This is a genomic window from Laspinema sp. D2d, assembly GCF_025370755.1.
In the GTDB taxonomy this organism is placed as follows: domain Bacteria; phylum Cyanobacteriota; class Cyanobacteriia; order Cyanobacteriales; family Laspinemataceae; genus Laspinema.
Window position 1 is genome coordinate 1 of record NZ_JAMXFC010000013.1, and the last position, 18,743, is coordinate 18,743.

22 protein-coding genes and 1 tRNA gene are annotated in these 18,743 nt (G+C 47.1%); 14 read left to right on the plus strand and 9 right to left on the minus strand.

All coding sequences use genetic code 11. The annotated features are described in order from the left end of the window. Positions 1-90 precede the first annotated feature (90 nt). The 6 genes from NG796_RS10865 to NG796_RS10885 all read left to right on the plus strand — a co-directional run bounded on the left by NG796_RS10865 (position 91) and on the right by NG796_RS10885 (position 7,912). Positions 91-210 (plus strand): DUF433 domain-containing protein, encoded by a 120-nt coding sequence (locus tag NG796_RS10865; protein ID WP_261206629.1) that lies wholly within the window; start codon positions 91-93, stop codon positions 208-210. Continuing rightward, complete coding sequence (locus tag NG796_RS10870; RefSeq protein WP_261206630.1) at positions 207-371, plus strand: DUF5615 family PIN-like protein; 165 nt, start codon at positions 207-209, stop codon at positions 369-371. The genes NG796_RS10865 and NG796_RS10870 overlap by 4 nt, the downstream gene beginning before the upstream one ends. A 55-nt stretch (positions 372-426) precedes the next feature. After that, a complete protein-coding gene (locus NG796_RS26560; protein ID WP_411268802.1) occupies positions 427-561 on the plus strand; it encodes a hypothetical protein in 135 nt (44 codons plus the stop codon). Positions 562-658: 97 nt separating this feature from the next. Continuing rightward, positions 659-2,050 (plus strand): FAD-dependent oxidoreductase, encoded by a 1,392-nt coding sequence (locus NG796_RS10875; protein ID WP_261206632.1) that lies wholly within the window; start codon positions 659-661, stop codon positions 2,048-2,050. 262 nt (positions 2,051-2,312) lie between these two features. Next, complete coding sequence (locus NG796_RS10880) at positions 2,313-3,860, plus strand: adenylate/guanylate cyclase domain-containing protein (RefSeq protein ID WP_261206634.1); 1,548 nt, start codon at positions 2,313-2,315, stop codon at positions 3,858-3,860. Between the two features lie 371 nt (positions 3,861-4,231). Beyond that, positions 4,232-7,912 (plus strand): S8 family serine peptidase, encoded by a 3,681-nt coding sequence (locus NG796_RS10885; protein WP_261206636.1) that lies wholly within the window; start codon positions 4,232-4,234, stop codon positions 7,910-7,912. Positions 7,913-7,973: 61 nt separating this feature from the next. Here NG796_RS10885 and NG796_RS10890 read toward each other — a convergent pair whose 3' ends face one another. Beyond that, positions 7,974-8,129 carry a hypothetical protein gene (locus tag NG796_RS10890; RefSeq protein WP_261206637.1) on the minus strand — a complete coding sequence of 52 codons (156 nt, stop codon included), beginning with the start codon at positions 8,127-8,129 and terminating at the stop codon, positions 7,974-7,976. Next, on the minus strand, positions 8,110-8,529 hold the full coding sequence (locus tag NG796_RS10895; protein WP_317619295.1) for an endonuclease domain-containing protein: 420 nt from the start codon (positions 8,527-8,529) through the stop codon (positions 8,110-8,112). Before NG796_RS10895 ends, NG796_RS10890 begins: the two co-directional genes overlap by 20 nt. A 578-nt stretch (positions 8,530-9,107) precedes the next feature. Between NG796_RS10895 and NG796_RS10900 the strand changes: the two genes are divergently transcribed. From NG796_RS10900 to NG796_RS10910, 3 genes are all read left to right on the plus strand, one after another. Continuing rightward, positions 9,108-9,350, plus strand: coding sequence for a type II toxin-antitoxin system HicB family antitoxin (locus tag NG796_RS10900; RefSeq protein ID WP_261206639.1), 243 nt, complete (start codon positions 9,108-9,110; stop codon positions 9,348-9,350). After that, positions 9,350-9,568 (plus strand): type II toxin-antitoxin system HicA family toxin, encoded by a 219-nt coding sequence (locus NG796_RS10905; RefSeq protein ID WP_261206640.1) that lies wholly within the window; start codon positions 9,350-9,352, stop codon positions 9,566-9,568. Before NG796_RS10900 ends, NG796_RS10905 begins: the two co-directional genes overlap by 1 nt. Before the next feature lie 86 nt (positions 9,569-9,654). Further along, on the plus strand, positions 9,655-9,795 hold the full coding sequence (locus NG796_RS10910; RefSeq protein ID WP_261206642.1) for a hypothetical protein: 141 nt from the start codon (positions 9,655-9,657) through the stop codon (positions 9,793-9,795). Here NG796_RS10910 and pyrE read toward each other — a convergent pair. Then, positions 9,777-10,397 (minus strand): orotate phosphoribosyltransferase, encoded by a 621-nt coding sequence (pyrE, locus tag NG796_RS10915; RefSeq protein ID WP_261206786.1) that lies wholly within the window; start codon positions 10,395-10,397, stop codon positions 9,777-9,779. The two genes, NG796_RS10910 and pyrE, sit on opposite strands and share 19 nt — an antisense overlap. Positions 10,398-10,491: 94 nt before the next feature. Between pyrE and NG796_RS10920 the strand changes: the two genes are divergently transcribed. Next, positions 10,492-10,896 carry a hypothetical protein gene (locus NG796_RS10920; protein ID WP_261206644.1) on the plus strand — a complete coding sequence of 135 codons (405 nt, stop codon included), beginning with the start codon at positions 10,492-10,494 and terminating at the stop codon, positions 10,894-10,896. Between the two features lie 136 nt (positions 10,897-11,032). Here the strand turns inward: NG796_RS10920 and NG796_RS10925 are convergent. Then, a tRNA-Ile gene (locus tag NG796_RS10925) sits at positions 11,033-11,105 on the minus strand. A gap of 310 nt (positions 11,106-11,415) precedes the next feature. Here NG796_RS10925 and NG796_RS10930 point away from each other — a divergent pair. Together NG796_RS10930 and NG796_RS10935 are read left to right on the plus strand one after the other, a co-directional pair. Beyond that, positions 11,416-12,141, plus strand: a complete 726-nt coding sequence (locus tag NG796_RS10930; protein WP_317619294.1) for a hypothetical protein — start codon at positions 11,416-11,418, stop codon at positions 12,139-12,141. A gap of 168 nt (positions 12,142-12,309) precedes the next feature. Continuing rightward, positions 12,310-14,037, plus strand: a complete 1,728-nt coding sequence (locus NG796_RS10935; protein WP_261206646.1) for a hemolysin family protein — start codon at positions 12,310-12,312, stop codon at positions 14,035-14,037. 72 nt (positions 14,038-14,109) lie between these two features. Here NG796_RS10935 and NG796_RS10940 read toward each other — a convergent pair whose 3' ends face one another. Together NG796_RS10940 and queC are read right to left on the minus strand one after the other, a co-directional pair. Then, positions 14,110-14,283, minus strand: coding sequence for a ribbon-helix-helix protein, CopG family (locus tag NG796_RS10940; protein WP_261206649.1), 174 nt, complete (start codon positions 14,281-14,283; stop codon positions 14,110-14,112). Positions 14,284-15,157: 874 nt separating this feature from the next. Further along, positions 15,158-15,874: a 7-cyano-7-deazaguanine synthase QueC gene (gene queC / locus NG796_RS10945; RefSeq protein WP_261206789.1), complete on the minus strand. Its 717-nt coding sequence runs from the start codon at positions 15,872-15,874 to the stop codon at positions 15,158-15,160. A 219-nt stretch (positions 15,875-16,093) separates the two neighbouring features. Between queC and NG796_RS10950 the strand changes: the two genes are divergently transcribed. Then, a complete protein-coding gene (locus NG796_RS10950; protein WP_261206651.1) occupies positions 16,094-16,609 on the plus strand; it encodes a DUF4149 domain-containing protein in 516 nt (171 codons plus the stop codon). Between the two features lie 86 nt (positions 16,610-16,695). Here NG796_RS10950 and NG796_RS10955 read toward each other — a convergent pair whose 3' ends face one another. The 3 genes from NG796_RS10955 to NG796_RS10965 form a co-directional block, all read right to left on the minus strand. Beyond that, complete coding sequence (locus NG796_RS10955; protein WP_261206653.1) at positions 16,696-17,034, minus strand: TMEM165/GDT1 family protein; 339 nt, start codon at positions 17,032-17,034, stop codon at positions 16,696-16,698. Positions 17,035-17,116: 82 nt separating this feature from the next. After that, positions 17,117-17,599: a TMEM165/GDT1 family protein gene (locus NG796_RS10960; RefSeq protein ID WP_261206654.1), complete on the minus strand. Its 483-nt coding sequence runs from the start codon at positions 17,597-17,599 to the stop codon at positions 17,117-17,119. A gap of 130 nt (positions 17,600-17,729) precedes the next feature. Further along, positions 17,730-18,107, minus strand: a complete 378-nt coding sequence (locus NG796_RS10965; RefSeq protein WP_261206791.1) for a YkgJ family cysteine cluster protein — start codon at positions 18,105-18,107, stop codon at positions 17,730-17,732. 279 nt (positions 18,108-18,386) lie between these two features. Between NG796_RS10965 and psb30 the strand changes: the two genes are divergently transcribed. Continuing rightward, entirely contained in the window at positions 18,387-18,518 is a 132-nt protein-coding gene (gene psb30 / locus NG796_RS10970; RefSeq protein ID WP_044196985.1) for a photosystem II reaction center protein Ycf12/Psb30, read from the plus strand. The last annotated feature ends 225 nt before the right edge of the window (positions 18,519-18,743 follow it).

Here is an 18,743-nt window from a genome sequence, read left to right on the forward strand (position 1 = left end):
CTCTGTTGTTTTCTAGTCATAAGGAGAGGATTGAATTGCCATCTTTTTTACTTTTTTTAAAATGAGCGAACCGTAAGTCTCAGTTCCGGCATGACCCATGCTGAAATTTTAGCCGATTATGAAGACTTGGAAGAAGCCGATATTTTATCCGCCTTACTCTTTGCGGCGCGGTTAAGTCAGATCAAGCGAGTTTATACCCTAGCATCATGAAATTTCTAGTTGATGCTCAACTCCCCCTTCAGTTGGCTTGTTTTCTCCAAAGTGCCGGTTATGATGCCATTCATACCAGCGATTTACCCCAGAGCAATTCTACCCCTGACTCTGACTTGAACACCTTGTTACTTCAAGAACAGCGAATTTTAATTAGTTAAAGATGCAGATTTTGTTAAGTCATTCTTGCTCCAAAAAAAGCCGTATAAACTTTTATTGATTTCTACTGGGAATATTCAAAATAGTGAGTTAAAAAATTTATTTCAAAACAACCTGGAACAAATTACGACTCTTTTAGAAAATCACAGTTATATCGAAATTAGTCCAGATGCAATTATCATTCATCAATAAGCTATCCGAAAAACAACGGTTGATGAAAAAATAGTGATTAATTAATCATTTAAAATAAGGCTATAAATTCAAATTTCCATTTATCCTTTAAGTGCCGATGTCTCCTATACTCCCGGTGAAATCGTTGTTTAAACGCCGTCAGTTCCTTCAGTTGAGTTTGTTTGCTAGTACCTTGGGTTTGAGTTTAGCTTGTGCTGAAAACCGGGCGCAATCTTCACCGCAAAAAGTGCTAGTGATTGGGGCGGGAATTGCTGGGTTAGCAGCAGCGCGAGAACTTCAGGGTCAGGGGTTTCAAGTGACGGTGTTGGAAGGACGCGATCGCATTGGCGGCAGAATCCACACCAGTCGCACTCTGGGGTTTCCGGTGGATTTGGGGGCATCCTGGATTCATGGAATTACGGACAATCCCATTGCCACTTTAGCGAAAGCGTGGCAAATTCCCATCTTACCCACAGATTTTGATAATATTATACTATACAACAACCAAGGAAATCCGATGAGCGATCGCGATTTTGAGGTGAGCTATGCACTCTACGAAGAAATTCGCGATCGCGCTGCATCTATAGCAGAAAACTCCGAACAGGACCTTTCCCTGGGGGCAGCATTACAACAAGTTTTAGCCGCCCAAACTCTGACTCCTCAACAAGCACAACTGATTGAATGGGGGTTCAATTCTGAATTTGTGACGGAATTCGGGGCGGATTTAGAGAGTCTCTCTAGTTGGTATGTGGATGAGGGTTCAGAATTTGATGGAGGGGATTATCTCTTTCCCCAAGGATATGACCAAATTATTACGAGATTAGCGAATAATCTGGAAATTCAGTTGCAACAAAAGGTAACTGAAATCCGTTACAGTAGTTCCGGTGTCTCTGTCACGACAGAACGGGAAAGTTTTACAGCAGATGCGGCGATCTTGACGTTACCCGTCGGCGTTTTGAAATCAGGAACTATCCAATTTTCCCCGGAATTACCGAAACATAAACAAGCCGCTATCACTCGCTTAAATATGGGACTTTTAAATAAAGTTATTTTTAAATTTTCCGAACAGTTTTGGAGTCAAGACTATCAAAGATTGGGCTATCTTCATGAGAATAGTCCCGATTTTTATGAGTTTTTAAATGGGTCATTTTATAGCAAAAACCCCGTATTAATTGCATTTATAGGGGGGAGTTTTGCGCGGGAAATTGAACAACTTTCTGAGGAGAAAATTAGGGAACGAGTGCTGCGTGTGTTGCGCCGGAGTTACGGCGATCGCATTCCCGAACCCGAAAGCATGATGGTGACACGATGGAGTCAGGATCCCTTTGCTTTTGGGTCCTACTCTCATATTGCCGTCGGGGGAGAGAGTAGCGATCGCGATATTTTGGCTGAACCCATCGGCGATCGGCTGTTCTTCGCCGGAGAAGCAACCTCTAGGGACTATCCCGCCACCGTACATGGCGCTTACCTCTCCGGCATTCGCGAAGCGAAACGATTGGTTAAGCGTTGAATAACCCTTTCACTCCTCTCAATTCTTACCCTGATCGAGTAAGATCTAAAGAGTAACCAATGCTAGAATACCCAAGTGGTTACTGAGTTGAGCGCGAAAAACAGCAAAAATGTCAACCCAAAATCGGCGTCAGAAAAATCAGCGAATAGAGAGAAAAAAAGCCCGGTTTAACCTGCTCAAGACAATCATAAAGTGGAGCGTCGCTTTTCTTCCGGTAAAATTTTTTATCCGGAAGTTTCAGCGTTTTTTGGACCCTCATTCCATGCAACCCGCTGCATTTCCAGACAATGAAGAAGAACGCTTACAAGCTCTTTACCGCTATAGCATTTTAGATACTGAAGCGGAAGACTATTTTGATGACTTAACCGCCTTAGCTGCTTCAATTTGCGGGACTCCCATTGCCTTAGTGAGTCTAATTGATGCCAATCGTCAATGGTTTAAATCCAAAGTGGGTTTAGATGCATCCGAAACCCCCAGAAATATGTCATTTTGCGCTCATGCGATTCTCAATCCCAATGATATTCTCGTTGTCCCGAATGCGTTAGAAGATGAGCGGTTTATTGGCAATCCCCTGGTGACTTCTAATCCCAATATCCGCTTTTATGCGGGAACGCCGGTTGTCACCCCCGATGGATTTCCTCTGGGAACCCTTTGTGTCATCGATACCATTCCGCGCCATCTTACCCCAGAACAACTAGAAGGACTGCGATTGTTAGGACGACAGGCGATCGCCCAAATGGAATTACGACTCCAAGTTAAACGATTAGAACGTCAAATTGCTCGACAAAAAGACGCCCAAGCCAAACTGCGGGCGACCGATTCCCAAATTGTTGATTCATTAGAAAACATGACTGATGCTTTTTTCGCCGTTGATCGCCAATGGCGCTTTAGTTATGCCAATCAAAAAGTTGGAGAAATTTTACAACGAAACCCTAATAAGCTGCTAGGAAAAATTATTTGGGAAGAAGTGCCCGAAACCGTGGGTTCTAAGTTTGAACGAGAGTATCGAAAATCCGCAGCGGAACAAATCAGCATCACCTTTGAAGACTGTTCTCCCATCACCAAGCGCTGCTTTGAAGTTCGAGTTTTTCCATCCTACGAGGGACTTTCTGTATTTTTTCATGACATTACCCAACGAAAAGAAACTGAAGAGGCACTCTGCCGAGAACAAGAAAAAGTCCAAGAATTACTCTTAAATATTTTACCGCCAACTATCGCCCAACAGCTTCAAAAACAACCAGGGCTAATTGCAGAAAAATTTGATGCCGTCACTATTTTATTTGCAGATTTAGTTAAATTTACGGAACTCTCTACCCAAGTTTCTCCCCAAGAATTGGTGACGCTTCTCAATACCATTGTTTCCACGTTTGATCGCCTCACGGAAAAACATGGATTAGAGAAAATTAAAACTATTGGGGATGCCTATCTCGTAGTCGGTGGCGTTCCCCTCTCTCGACCGGATCATGCTGAAGCGATCGCAGAAATGGCCTTAGATATGCTAGAGGCGATCGGGCAGTTCAACGCCGAGTATCTCACAAACTTAAGTCTACGAATTGGCATCAACACCGGACCCGTGGTTGCCGGTGTCATTGGCATCAAAAAATTCACCTACGACCTCTGGGGAGATGCGGTCAACACCGCTTCTCGCATGGAATCTCACGGAATCACGGGAAAAATTCAAATCTCGGAAACCACCTATCATTTATTGCAAGATAAGTATAAAATTGAGGAACGCGGTGTAATTGATATTAAAGGCAAAGGAGAAATGAAAACCTATTTTCTCACAGGCCGAAATGGGTCTGATCTCTAAACGTTCCTCCATCCGGTTTGCGATCGCCTCCCACCGGCAGCAACTCCAGACCCCATTCAACATTTCCCTCTAATTGTAAAAAAATATTACAATTTGGCTGTTTCCCAAAAAATGTGATTTTTCTTTAGGCAGAGGGAATAGTAAAGATTAACAGAGGGCGACATCGGTGCTTCCCTAGAACAGGGACCTAATGATGAGCGGCGATCGCCGTTGCATAATTTAGCAGTCGCTCTCCTAGTAAAAGAATAAGCAGGGCAATTTAGCTTGGGTAAAACCACTCAATCTGTGACTCCATCACGGTTTGGGGGTTTTCCTGAAGTCAGAGCGCCCACCAGTAGGGGTTCGTAAATTGTATTAATTCAGAGGGCATCATGTTTGAACCACAAAACATCTCAGGAACTTCCAATCTGCTCACTGGCATGATGGGTGATACCCCTGCCACAGACAATATTTTGGGTTTGGAACCTGTACAAAATTGGAACCCGGGGAGTGGAGGTCCTACCCTTGATGTCTCTACCCTAAACCCAGGTGCCCTCACCAACCAGGAAGGAACACTCATTCAAGAGGAAACCCTACAAATTGCGCCAACGACTGGAACAACCGACGATATTGACCCAGTTACCAGAGAATCTTCCATACCCGTTGGACTAACCGCAGAAGCAGGCGATCGGCTATTTGATCCAGAGTATTACGCCCAAATTAATCCAGACTTAAGTGCCGCAGGTTTGAACACCGTCCCCCAACTCTTTCAACACTTCAAAACTCATGGATTAGGCGAAGGACGAGACTTTTCCCTCTGGACCAATCTGGAACATTACGCCGCCCAAAATCCCGACTTAGAGGCTGCTGGGTTAACGTTCCATGAACAAATTTATCAACATTTGCAGACATTTGGCCTAGCCGAAGGGCGCGAGTTTTCCCCTTGGGTCGATTTGCAATATTATTTAGACAATAACGCCGACCTTAAAGCCGCATTCGGCGAGGATACCGCCAAAGCATTCGAGCATTTACAAATATTTGGATTAGAGGAAGGACGGCGCTTTTCTCCTAAACTTGACCTCAACTATTATTTAAGCCATTACAGCGATTTATCTGCGGAATTTGGTGACAATAAAAAACTGGCCTTTGGTCATTTGCAGCAATTTGGCGTAGCAGAGGGACGGCAATTCCTGCCCGAAATTTCCGAAGCAGCGACAGTCCAATCTTCCGAGGTAGAAAACTCGGCAATTGCCGAACAGACGCAGGAGGGGATTTCAATCGTTTTTGAGACTCAAACAACTCCCACCACCAGCATTACCACAGCATCAGATGTGGAAGAAGAAACCAATACATCTGGCGATTTAGATACGTTACCCGATGAAAGCGAAACCGCTGCCAGTGTCTCGATTGAAGTAGAAGAAGAAACCATTCCCGACACCTCTGATGAAGTAGAAGAAGAAACCATTCCCGACACCTCTGATGAGTTAGAAGAAGAAACCATTCCCGACACCTCTGATGAAGTAGAAGAAGAAACTATTGCCGACACCTCTGATGAGGTAGAAGAAGACGAAGACAATGCCACCGCGTCCGATGATGAAGTAGAAGCAGAGCAACTGTCCCCAACGGTAACACTCTCTCAAACCTTGATGGGGTTAGAAGAAGAACCCACACCGCCTTTAGATTTGCCCGAGAATGCCGGAGGTGCTAATGCCAAGAAAAATCCCGCACCAAAACATTTAAAATTGGATGCCACTCAAGAAGAATATTATAAAGGAGGAACCGTTCGCCTGAATGGGTGGATATTTGACGCCAGTGGTGCCAACGATGTGGAACGAGTCGAATTTTCCCTCCACAAAACAGGGGAACAGTGGGAAGAAATTGAGAATTGGACGACCTTTAATATTTCCACAAAAGATGACCGATGGGCCTTTTTTGACTATTCCACCTTTGGGTTAGAACCGGGCAAATATCAGATTAAAGGATTTGCCTACGATAGCGAAGGCGGTAAGAGTAATGCAGCGGTGGCACACTTCAGCGTCAGTGCAGAAAATCCCCTGCCACTGGTGGGAGTCATCGATACTGGATTTAATGCTAATAACATCGATATTGACTACAAACGGGCCGCATTAGGAACCGACTTTGTAGATGGCGATGATAACCCCTTGCTGGAAGAAGGCGAAGGCAGCGAACATGGAACGCATACGTTAGGAATTATCGGTGCAACCCAGAATAATGGGGTAGGAATATATGGGATTAATGACCAAGCGCCCTTGTGGTTGAGTCGGGCGATCGGGTCGGGAAAATGGGGCGATGCCCTGATAGAATTTGTGGATTATGCCATTGCCTCGGAACAACCGACAGCTATAGCCAACCTCAGTTTAGATTTAACCCAAGTCGAGTCCGATGGAAGCATCAAAACCCGCTACGAATTCACACCAAAAGAACGGGAAGCGCTGGAATATGCGCGTCAGAATGGCATCTTGGTCGTCGTTGCTGCCGGAAACGATGGCAGCGTCATGTCAGTATTGGGACAAGCATCCCAAGAATTTGACAATATTATCACCGTAGGCGCGACCAACGGCAATCAACGGGCGGATTATTCCAGCTATGGTCGTCGCGGACCCGATATTATGGCAGAAGGCGGTAGTAGCGCTTCACCCATTCTCTCCACTGCCGGTGAAGATGTCGGCACAATGGCAGGAACATCCATTGCAGCAGCACAAGTAACGGGTGTAGCATCTCTCGTATGGGAAGCAAACCCCGAGTTGAACTATCGGCAAATCATCGAAGCACTCAAGTCTACCGCAACAGATTTGAACATCCCAGGGGAAGATAGTGAGACAGGTGCCGGTTTGGTCAACCCCGATGCAGCGGTAGCAAAAGCCAAGCAGATGACCCCGGAAGAATACGATCCAGAGGACTTTTTGACCCCAGATACTTGGGGTGGGGAAGGTCTGGTGACCCCAGAGGAGCGAGCGGCTTATGACCTTGTTATGGGAGATTTTACTTCTATTATTTGGTCAACCAATGGTGTAAACCTCCGGAGTAGCACAAATTTAAGCGATCGCACCGATTTCAGTGTAGGCTATAACCAACGTCTGAATTTTGATGCTTGGACTTACGGTGAAGCAGTCCCCGATCTCACCACCAACGAACTAGATGCTTTATGGTATCGGACAAACATATATGGAACTAATTATTGGGTGCCAAGCGCCTATACAAATGGCTATCCACCTGGAAACCCTCCTCTGCTTCCCCCCAACGATTCTGCTCCGATTACAGATGATAACAGCGACACCTCGATTGAAGATCCAATTGTTAATGATGATATAGTTTCACCTCCTGTTAATGAACCTACTTTCAAAGTGCATAATTTTTTCTCTGCTGCTTATGGTGAAAACTCTTGGTTGGGTCAGCCAATTGGTGAACCGAGAATCGATGCAAGTGGATTCGTTTCTCAGGAATTTCAAAATGGGCGAATTGAGACCAATGGGCCTGTAACTTCCTGGTATGAAATTGGCGGCAGTGAATTCCCTTCCTATACGCCGCCCAATGAACCTGTTTACACTCCACCCGAAGCGTCTAATTCGGGTCTACAGATTGAAATATCCGATCATTACAATGCGTTTACTGATTCTGAATTAGCAATTATCGAACAGGCAGCACAAAATTGGGAAAATATTATTGTAAAAGATGTTACTGAAAGTGGCTTATTGAAACTTGCAGTCGTCAAAAAACCTTTGACGGGCGAGGAGGCTTATTGGTTAGCTGGCACAAATCAAGGACAGCTCCCCGAGCGAAATTTTAACTTTGTAGAAGTTGATTTGGATGGAATAGACTATCATAATGTGATAGATTTCAATGAATTCAAATTTGATGAATTAATAAACAATACCTACTTATTTACAAGAGTAGCTATGCATGAAATAGGTCATACATTGGGACTCCCCCACAGAGATGATATACATAACTTAATGAATCATGATAGAATAGATGCTATCATGGAGCCAGTCTATCCTGTGTTAGAAAACCTTGGGTATGGGGTAAATCGGAATACTTTTATTAAGTGGTAGTTCTTTAGATAACAGGTAACCTGTTTTTTAGATTTGTTGTTTTTACCTGATCACCCCCGCTCTATAAAAAAAGCGATCGCCCTTTCTCCCACAGAGCGATCGCCTCTTTATCCCAGAGAGTGCTCGCTTTTTCCCACAGAGCGATCGCCCTTTTTCCCACAGAGCGATCGCCTTTTTCCCACAGCCAAAAGCCGCTCTTAAAAGCCCCCCTTCCCAAGGGGGGTTGGGGGGATCCAACCCTCTAACTCCCGACAAACACCCTCAAAATTCTGTAACACATCAACATTGATAAACCTAACTACCGTTATCCCATACCCTTCTAAAATCCGCGTCCTCTCTTCATCATAATTTTTGCCCTGTTGGGTAAAATGACTCTCTCCATCAATTTCAATAACCAACTTCAAACTCGCACAATAAAAGTCCACAATAAAGTTATCAATCGGGCGCTGTCGCAAAACACGCAAGGGAAAATTTCTCAAGCAATCCTGCCACAGTTTTTTCTCGGCAGGTGTGGGATTTTGCCGCATTTGTTTAGCAATGGAGATGAGTTTGGGATTGTAGGGTAGGTGAAAGTTGGAGTTGTTATGGTTTGGCGCGCTCCCCCCTGGCTTTCCGATGAATGATAGGGATTAAGATATTGTTAGTTCTATTTTAGGGGAGATTAGACCTCTTGCATACATCTCTTAAGCCCCCGGGGAATAAACATTTATTCCTCTGGCTTCCCCCTTCTTAAGGGGGACGGGAGGGGGATAATCAGGGGGGTTGGGGGGATCAATCCGGAATTTTGCAAGAGGTCTATTGAGCCTTCTCTCAGAGGGGAGATCTTGAGATACTACTAAGAGGCGATCGCGGGTGGGATCCCCCCAACCCCCCTTGGGAAGGGGGGCTAATTCATTGATATCTTGATGTATTGCGATCGCGGGTGGGATCCCCCCAACACCCCTTGGAAAGGGGGCTAATTCATTGATATTTTGATGTATTGCGAGCGCGGGTGGGATCCCCCCAACCCCCCTTGGGAAGGGGGGCTAATTCATTGATATCTTGATGTATTGCGATCGCCCTTTTTCCCCACAGTGCGATCGCCTCTTTTTTCCCAGAGTTTCCTCCCTTTTATCGGCAGGAGGGCGATTGTAGATTATAATAGGCAAAGATTGACTTTTGGCTAACCCTGATAAAAATCAACTTGCCTCCAAAAATGCTGACTCAATACATTCAAAGTGTTATGCACCGGGCCACTTATGAGTTGCTTGAAGATGATACGTTTTACGGCGAAATTCCTGGGTTTCCTGGGGTCTATGCTAATGCCGAAACCCTGGAATCCTGTAGAGACTTATTGCAGGAAATTTTGGAAGGCTGGATTATCTTAGGATTGCGATTACAGCATAACCTCCCACCTATCGAGGGCATTGATCTAACTCCACCACAAGAGGTCGCTTAATGCCCCCATTTGGACCCATTCAACGGCAAGATTTAATCCGTAACTTCAAAAAGTTGGGATTTGAAGGCCCCTATTCCGGTGGCAAACACCAGTATATGATTCAGGGAGAACTGAAGGTATGGATTCCTAATCCCCATCAAGGCGACATCGGCAAGAGCTTACTCGCTAGAATATTGACTCAGGCTAATATTACTAGAGAAGAATGGGAGAGGCTTTAATTAGGCGTTACCCGCATCCAATGCACCAGGAATAAGCTTTTAAAAAATCAGATTTTAAACATATCTTTTGACGGTTCACCGACGTTTTGTGGAAACAATCGGGTTGTGAGACTCCAGGCGATCGCCCCACATCTCAGAAATGCGATCGCCCCAAATCTCAGAAAGGCGATCGCCTATTTTTCTACAAGCGATCGCCTCATTCTCTCACTTATAATCCCAACTCCTGATAGCGAGCTTGAATCTGGGCGATGGTGAAGACGGCGCGAAACTTTAATCCCTCTTTTTGATACAACTCCGCACCGCCTTGTTCGCGATCGACCAGGGAAATCACTTCCTCTACTTTGTACCCCGCGTCGCGCAAACGGTGAACCGCTTTCATAGCGGAGGCCCCAGTGGTGACCACATCTTCTAGGACGACAACCTGGGTCCCGGGAGCCAGTTCGGGTCCCTCGATATAGGCTTGGGTGCCATGTCCCTTGGCTTCTTTGCGAACAATTAGGGCGGGAATCGGACGGTTTTCGTAGGCAGAAACGATGCTGACGGCGGTTACAATCGGGTCAGCGCCCAAGGTTAACCCCGCCACAGCGAGGGTTTCTGGGGAGAGCATGGAGAATAGCACCTGACCCGTGAGGAGTGCGCCGATCGCGTCTAGGGTGACTTGTTTACCATTGATATAGTAGCGGCTGCTCTGGCCGGAAGATAGGGTGAAGTCCCCCTCGCGATAGGCTAACTGGCAGAGTAAGTCCAGAAGCTGTTGGCGTTGGTCGTTTAAATCGGTAGGGTGAACTGAGACCGATGTCTCATCCAATCCTTGAGTAATCTCGGTCATGGTTAATTGTAGTGACAAGAGGAAAATTTCAGCCGATAATTATCTTATCGTGGAAGTTGAGCTAATATCGAGCCAAAAGGTGAGGAGAAAATTAATGAGACTCCAGTTAAAAAGCGCAGTCGGGGTGTTGGCACTCCTAGGTGCGTCTGTGGTGGTGGCACCAGAGGCAGTCGCCCAAAGCCAGCCTCGAACCATTTCTGAACAATTCGAGCGGGCTTTCTTTCGTAGTTCTGATACGTTTTACCAGAATCGCTCAATTTTTGACCAAATCAGTTATTATCTGTTGCCGATGACTTACCCGGAAAGACAGGCGGAACGGGATGCGGAACGGGTCAACAAGCTCTATGAGGCTGTCCTGCAAGTCCAGACTTCTAGCGATCCTACTATTAGAACCCGGGATTTGACGAACCCGTTTAACGAGTCTTTGCAGACGATGCCCAGTTATACCCCAAGTGGGATCCCTTTTAATCCTCAAAACGAAATCCTGCCTCTGCGGTAAGCAGAAAGTAGGGGCAGTTGATGTACTGCCCCTAAAAAGGGGGTGAACTCGCGAAATTGACGGGAGTTCTGAATTGCTTCTGGGCGATCGCCCAGAAGAAGTGGGGTTCGTGTTTGATTCCCGCTCTCTTGTTTAATCGGCAGTGCAGGAGTTGAACCTGCCTAAGGCGAATTATGAGTTCGCTGCCTCATCCGCTCGGCCAACTGCCGTGTTTTTTTACTGATTGTAGCAGACTCCTGGCAGAGTCGGGGGAAAATTTGCGGTTCAGAATTAATCCAAAAGGTCGGAATTCTGAGTTAAGCAACAGACCCCACTTAAAATTGTAACCCTTGGGGGTGTAACCTGTCTAGGGGTTAAGGGTAACGGGATAGATCATGAGTTGGAGCCAAGCGGGGAACGGATTCGATGAGAACCTGATGGAATCAAAAAAATAGGGATTAAAATCGAGATGCCTGGGTTTATCAAGGGTTTGTGTCATTTTCCACCCGGGAAAGGCCAGGTACTCTTGAAGCTAGAACAATGAGTCGGTATTGCGGCGATCGCATAAAAGAAAAAAACACTATGAAAGTCAACCCAACTGTCATCCTGACATTTTTGCTGTTATCCATGATGTTTGGCGCGGGTGCCTTGAGTGCTTCCCTGGGATTAGAGTTAGGCAAAGCGGCGCTCAAGGAAGTAACCCAGCCTGACGTCCGTCCGAATACCTCGGGAGAGTCAAATTCTCCGGCGACAGCGAAAGGTAAAGGACTGAAGCTTTTGAAGGAAGACGAAGTAATTAAAACGGTCAAGGCGAGAATTTCGGGTAAAGAAGTGGAACCGGAACCCGCCCAAACCAAAGCGGTGGAACCGACAGCAGAGCAGTCCGCAGAAGCCAAAGCTGCGGAAGAACCGAAGAAAGACGAGCGGTTTCCCATCGGCACCAAGGACCAGGACGTGAGTTTGGAGGTCACCGGGGTGCGGCGAGAAGGGTCCTCCCTGGTGCTGGATGTCAGTTTAAAGAATGAGAGTTCGCGATCGGTACAGTTTCTTTACAGTTTCTTGAATGTGACCGACGATAAGGGCCGATCGCTCAGTGCGACAACGGAAGGATTGCCTGGAGATTTGCCCCCTAGCGATGAGAGCTATAAGGGCACCGTCAGCATTCCCACGGCGTTGCTGGACAATGCCCAGAAGCTGTCGTTGACCCTGACGGATTATCCGGATCAGGAGCTTGAACTAAAAATGTCAGAAATTCCGGTTCAATAAACGGGGAAATCTAGTCCGGATAGAGGCCCTCGAAGCAACCTGAGCATGGGGTTTAAGTGCGGGGGATGTTCTAGCAGGGCGATCGGGCCTAATTTCTTGGGGGTCCGGTTCCGGTATCAAGCGGTCAACGTTAAAATGGGTAATCCAAATGTTTCAAAATGAGTTGTGGTGGTGCGTTCTTTAAGCTATTTTTCTGCGTTGGGTGGGATGGTGACCCTAGGGGTTGTGGGATTGCAGTCGCCTAGGGCGATCGCCACTGGTTTAGCGGTTGTGGTCCCCGAGAGTTCCCTTCAGACCTGGCAAGATATCGTTCTGCGCTTGCTTGCGGTATTTGGACTGATCGCCATTAATGCTTTTTTCGTGACGACAGAATTTGCGATCGTGTCCGTGCGGCGATCGCGGATTAATCATTTGGCCGATAATGGCGACTTGCAAGCCAAAATTGTCCAACATCTCCATCGCAATATTGAGCGACTGCTCTCTACGACTCAGTTAGGCATTACCCTCTCCAGTCTGGCCTTGGGGTGGATTGGGGAAAATACGATGGCGGTTTTAGTCGTCGAATGGATCGTCGGGTTGCCGATTCGACCGGATATTGCTCAGGTGATTGCTCATTCCCTGGCAATCCCCCTGGCCTTTTTAATCGTGGCTTATTTGCAAATTGTCCTCGGGGAATTATGTCCCAAAACCTTGGCTTTGCTCTATTCTGAGCAACTGGCCCGACTCCTGGGCCCCCCGAGTTTGGCGATCGCCCGGTTTTTTCATCCCTTTATCTGGATCCTGGACCGCTCAACCCGTTGGCTACTCAGTCTAGCGGGTATTCGCTTTAACGCTCAGGCTTGGTCCAATCGCATCACTCCCGAAGAGTTACAGCTTATTATCGCCACGGAACGCGAATCCACGGGCTTAGAAGCGGAGGAGCGAGAACTGCTCAATAATGTGTTTGAATTTGGGGAAGTCTCCGCTCGGGAAGTGATGGTCCCTCGGACGAGCATTCATGGGATCTCTTATGACGCCACTTTTCAAATGTTGCTCAATGAGGTCGTGAGTACGGGTCACTCCCGCTATCCCGTGATCGGGGAATCCTTAGATGACGTTCGCGGCATTGTCTATTTTAAAGAATTGGCCGGACCTTTAGCCCAGGGAATCCTGACCCCAGATACTCCCTTAGCACCCTGGATTCGTCCGGCGCGGTTCGTTGCCGAATATACTCCTTTAAGCGAGTTGTTGCCGATCGTTCAGCGATCGCAACGACCGATGGTCATGGTGGTCGATGAATTTGGCGGGACTGCCGGTTTAGTGACCATTAGTGACTTAGTGGCTCAAATTATCGGCGAAAGCCCCGAACTCTCCGATTCTGAAGAGTTAACGATCCAAATGGTCGATGAGCAAACTTGGATGGTCCAAGCTCAAATGAACTTGGAAGAAGTCAATGAATTGCTCAATTTTGATTTACCCCTGACCGATGAATATCAAACCTTGGGCGGTTTCCTCCTCTATCAGTTTCAAAAAATCCCAGCGGAGGGGGAAACCCTCCTCTACGATAATTTGGAATTTACGGTGGTCTCGACAGAAGGCCCTCGTTTGAACCAAATTCGGATTTATCGTCCAGAAGTGACGAACCCTATCTCTTCTGACCTCGACTCGTTTGACTCCTTACCCCAGGATTTAGAGCTAAATACCCTTGAGCAGGAGTCTCCTTCGTCAGAAGCGGATTTCAATGTCAATGAATCCGAGACTCAATCCTCCTCTGCATCCCAAGATATCGAGCTGGAGGAGGACGAATTGCTCTTATCTTCTTCACAGCATTTCGATTTCTATGAAGATGAGAATCAGGATGAGGATGAGGAGCCTCTCCCCTCTTCCCCACCCGATTTAGAGCTTGATGATCATTAGAATTCGTTCTTAAGCGCCAGCTCAAATTCAAGATACTATCTTGCTGAAAATATTCTGATATAACAGAAATTTTCATTCCACCATTGCTGGCGTTTGAACTTCATCTAAGAATCCATCTGAACCTTTTTTTGGTTTAGGCATTCGTTTAATGTAGTCTCGAATTACTTCTGACATTGAAAGTTCACGCCGTTCAGCTTCTGCTTTCAGGCGGTCTAATTCTTGAGTATTTAATCGAATCCGAAGCATATAATCTCTAGCCATGTCGTTCCTATCGTTGCTACAACAATTCTAGGTTAACAATTAGGCTGAGAATATGACAACAAACCAGAGGAAGATGATAATTTAGAAAAAAGTTAGATTGGAAATAGTTGGTTATGATTCTCCAGATAGAGGAAGCTCTGTCTAAAGGGTCTGCACCAGTATAAAACTCTACTTTTTGAGGCAGCTTTAGGCCAGCCGATAGCGGCGGACAATGAGGCAGGGAGTCGATTTCAGAAAGGTTTGGGCTTCTCCACAACCGAGTCCGGGCTTTCCTACCTAATTTAGGCTTTAGACTTTAACATTTTAAATCCTTTGAGAAAGGTAACCCTCTATCTTAAGGAATGGTTTTCCACTTTTGCGATCGCAGGGCATGGCCTAGCTGTGGCTGTGTTTTTTCGGGATTCCCTGCGGGGTTCGTTTGATTCAACATTTTCAAGCGATCGGACGGAAAACTGTTTCTTTAAATCGGTTTTTTTAACCGGGAGATGGGTTGCCCTTCAAGATTCAAGTCAAAAACCCGCTTTCTTGGGGCTTTCTTTTAGGGGTTGGACTGCTTTAAAGTCGCGTCCGTAGACGGACCGATCGCCCCCCTCTCATCCTCTACTTGATGCCATCCTAAATAGACCTCTTGCAAAAAAAGGATTGATCCCCCCAACCCCCCTTAAAAACGCCAATCGGCTTTAAAGAATTGTGCAAGAAGTCTAAATGTAGGGACAAGCAAATAAATCCCCCTGACGGGATGTCGGGGGAATGAGTAAATACTCCCGGTTTCTCAGTCTTGAAAAACCGGACAGCCTCTCGGGGGTGCGATCGCCTTTTAAAACTCCTCAATCTCAGCCAGATTCACCCTGATTTGGCTTCAGGAACCCCCTTGAAGGTAGGGCAAAGGATCGGTTAATCCCAATTCTGCAAATGCGGATAAACGTAACTGACAAGAGTCACAAACGCCACAAGGGCGATCGCCTCCGGCATAACAGGACCAAGTTTTTTCCCAGGGGACCCCTAAGCGGTTCCCCAGTTGGATGATTTCGGTTTTTTTCAGATCAATCAGCGGGGTGACAATCTCTGTTGTTTCAGATTCTCTCCCCTGTTTTGTCCCCAGTCGAAAGACTGTCTGCATGGCTTGGATGTAGTCGGGACGGCAGTCAGGATAGCCGGAATAGTCGATAGCATTCACCCCGATGTAAACCCGACGGGCATCGGTGGCTTCGGCGTAGGCGAGAGCAAAGCTCAAAAAGATGGTATTTCGCGCAGGAACGTAGGTGATGGGAATACTTTGAGCCATTTCCTCCAAAGAGCGATCGCAGGGGAGGTCTAGTTTGTCGTCGGTGAGGGCGGACCCTCCCCACTGTCGCAAGTCAAAGGAGACGATTTGATGTTCTATGACCCCAGCGGATAAGGCGATCGCCCTTGCCGCTTCCAGTTCGCGGCGGTGCCGTTGTTGGTAATCAAAGGAAATCGCATAACAGGTGCAGCCATCGGCTTTGGCTTGGTAGAGCACCGTGGAGGAGTCCAATCCTCCGGATAATAAAATAACTGCTTTCACGCTTTTTTCTAGGTTAGCCTTTTGTACTATTTTGGCAGGGAGTGGAATGCGATCGGTCCTCGACCTCTCTCCCGGTCCGAGGACCCCACTCCTCGCCTCTCTTGAACCGCCTGCAATAAATGTTTACATTTAGAACCGTAATTACCTTCATTTTAGTAACATTTTGTATCCTTTTGAAATGTTACTTTATGGATTTTCCCGGGCTGATTGGTTAAGCTAAAAAAAAGACGGAGCGGAAGAGGAAATATTATGGCAACTAATCCGACGGTTACAATCAAACAACCGATGTGGCAAACCATCGTCCTATTCAGCCTGGGGTTCTGGCTGAGTGCCTGCCTATTGCTGGATCTGGTCATTCTGCCGAGTATGTATGCAGCCGGAATGATGAATGCAGCCGGGTTTGCTTCCGCCGGTTATCTGCTCTTTGGGATGTTTAATCGGATTGAATTATTATGTGCCGCGTTAGTTTTAACCGGAATTCTTACAGTGGTTAAACGGCATCAATTAAACCCTCAGTGGACTATTCCTGCTATTATCCTATCCGTTATCCTCCTATTCATTGTGTTGATTGATACCTATGGCTTAACGCCGCAAATGAGCGCGTTGGCGATGCAACTGAATGTATTTGAACCCGTCCAAGGGATTCCATCGGGTATGAATCAAATGCAGCAAGGATATTGGCTGTTGGAATTGTTCAAACTGGGTAGCAGTGGTATTTTACTCAGTTGGATGTATCGCAATCAACAACAACGCCTCGCTTCATAAGAGTTTCGCGATAGTAAGTTTAAGTCAGCAAAAGCCCCCAGGTATCTGGGGGCTTTTGCGTAGGCTTAGGAAGGACTTAGGTCGATTTAATCGGGGTCTGAGAGGGCAATTGCGGGGGTTTCTGCGTCGGATGAAGCGTCTTCCTCATCCTCTTCATCTTTGCTGAAGAGGAGACGCAGGGCCATGATTGCAAAGCCGATCGCCGCGATCGCCTTAAGAAGATGAGCCGGAAGGAGTTGCGCCACCCCTTCTCCGGCTAAAACCCCTAACAAACTGGCTAAAAGAAGTGCGCCAGCGGTCCCGAAAAATACGGACTGAGGGAATTTTGAGCTACCCCCGAGGGCGATCGCCGCGACTTGGCTTTTGTCTCCTAATTCTGCTAAAAAAATCGTGAGAAAACTTACGCCGAGAAGTTGCCAGTCCATTGTCTGCTCTCCTGCTTGATGTTTTAAAGGATTCTGAAAAAAGAAACGAGGGAAAGGGTAGGGCTTTTAGGCGGTGGGGAATTTAATGCAGAATATCCCAGATCAGCATTGCAGAGACAAACAGCAGCACGACTCCCGCTGATTTTTCGAGGGTTTTGGGGGAGATGCGGCTGGCTAACCAACGACCGAGGAGGACCCCTAATAAGCTAGTCGCGACTAATGCGGAACCGGCACCGGCAAAGACAATCCAGGGCGATTGGGATTCAGCGGTCATTAACAGGGTGGCGACTTGGGTTTTGTCTCCTAATTCAGCCAGAAAAATGGTGACAAAGGTAGAGGCGAAAACACTCCAGGCTCCCGGACGGGCTTTAGGAGTTCGGGTTTTCGGTGCAACCGGGGATGAGGGGGTAGGTGGGAGTTCTAGGCCAGTGGGGAGGGTTAGAGCGCGTTCTAAGCAGGCTTCCGCATCGGAGGGGACAGGAGACAAGGTGGGAAGGGTCTCGATCGCATCGCTGACAGAAGAAGGGTTTGCTGGCATGGAGGGTAACTGCTGTAGTTTTTTCATTGTTCTTTCATTATTCCCGACTCTCCCCCCAAAGATCAACCGAAAGGTAGAGAAGAGGTTGCCTAGAGCCACAGCCTCTACCGAAAGGAATAGGCGGGAGGAGAGAGAAATTGCGGGAAAGAGAATCGGCTTAATCGAGAGGGGGGAGTTCCAGGAGGGAAGCCCCAACGGCTTCATTAAACCGGAGCATTTCCAAGCTGCGATCGCCATGAACGGCCTCGATTTGCTGCTGACAGCATTCGATGGCAAACTCGTCTAATTCCTCGGGTTCGATGCCGTACATCTCCTCAAACACATCCGGGAGGACCCGACAGAAGCGGGGGCGATCGTCGTAGATCGTACATTCCCGGTTCAACGGATCCAGATGGATACACCATCCATCTGGCCCTACCATACTCAAATATAAGGCCAAATCTTCCGGGGATAGATACTCGGCCAACTCCGGACGTTCCTCGGGATCCAGATGACAGCACGCTCCACACTGCTTGACACATCGCCAACTCGCCACGGTTAAACACCCCATATAAAACCCTCGTGCCTTTTTACAATAGCGCTTTTTACTCCGCGATCGCTGGGGAGTCTCTGACCCGGGGGGAAATCAAAACCGGGTCTAGGTTGATGTTTTTTCAGATTTTTGTAAACTTCCTTAAAAAAATGGACCATTCACTTGTAAGATTGTATGCGGATTTTGATTTACAGTGCGGCAAATCCCCTCTCCCATTCGGGGTAGGGTAAAGCGCTGTTAGTTTTAGATATCTACTCAGGACAGGCACCGTTGGGAGGAGAAATGGATTTTTTAAGTAGTTTTGCAAGTAACCTCAATCTGGAAGTAATTCTTCAACTCACTTTCGTGGGATTAATCTTGATTGCGGGTCCAGTGGTCATCTTTTTGCTGGCATTTCGCGGCGGCGATATGTAACAACATAAGCTCAAATCGCCGCTGCCTAAACCCTGTAGCGCTTGATTTTCGGGCTGTTTTGTCACCATCCCCGCTTAGATAAGGGCGATCGCCAAGGAAGTGGCGATTTCTAGGTCAAACTCTGCCCCTTGCAGTGTTTTGTTCTGGCTGCTCGTAGTCCCCTCTAGGACCCTTGATGATCAAGGCAGAGCCTAAAAACTCACCCCTGCACCAAGAACCTGGGAG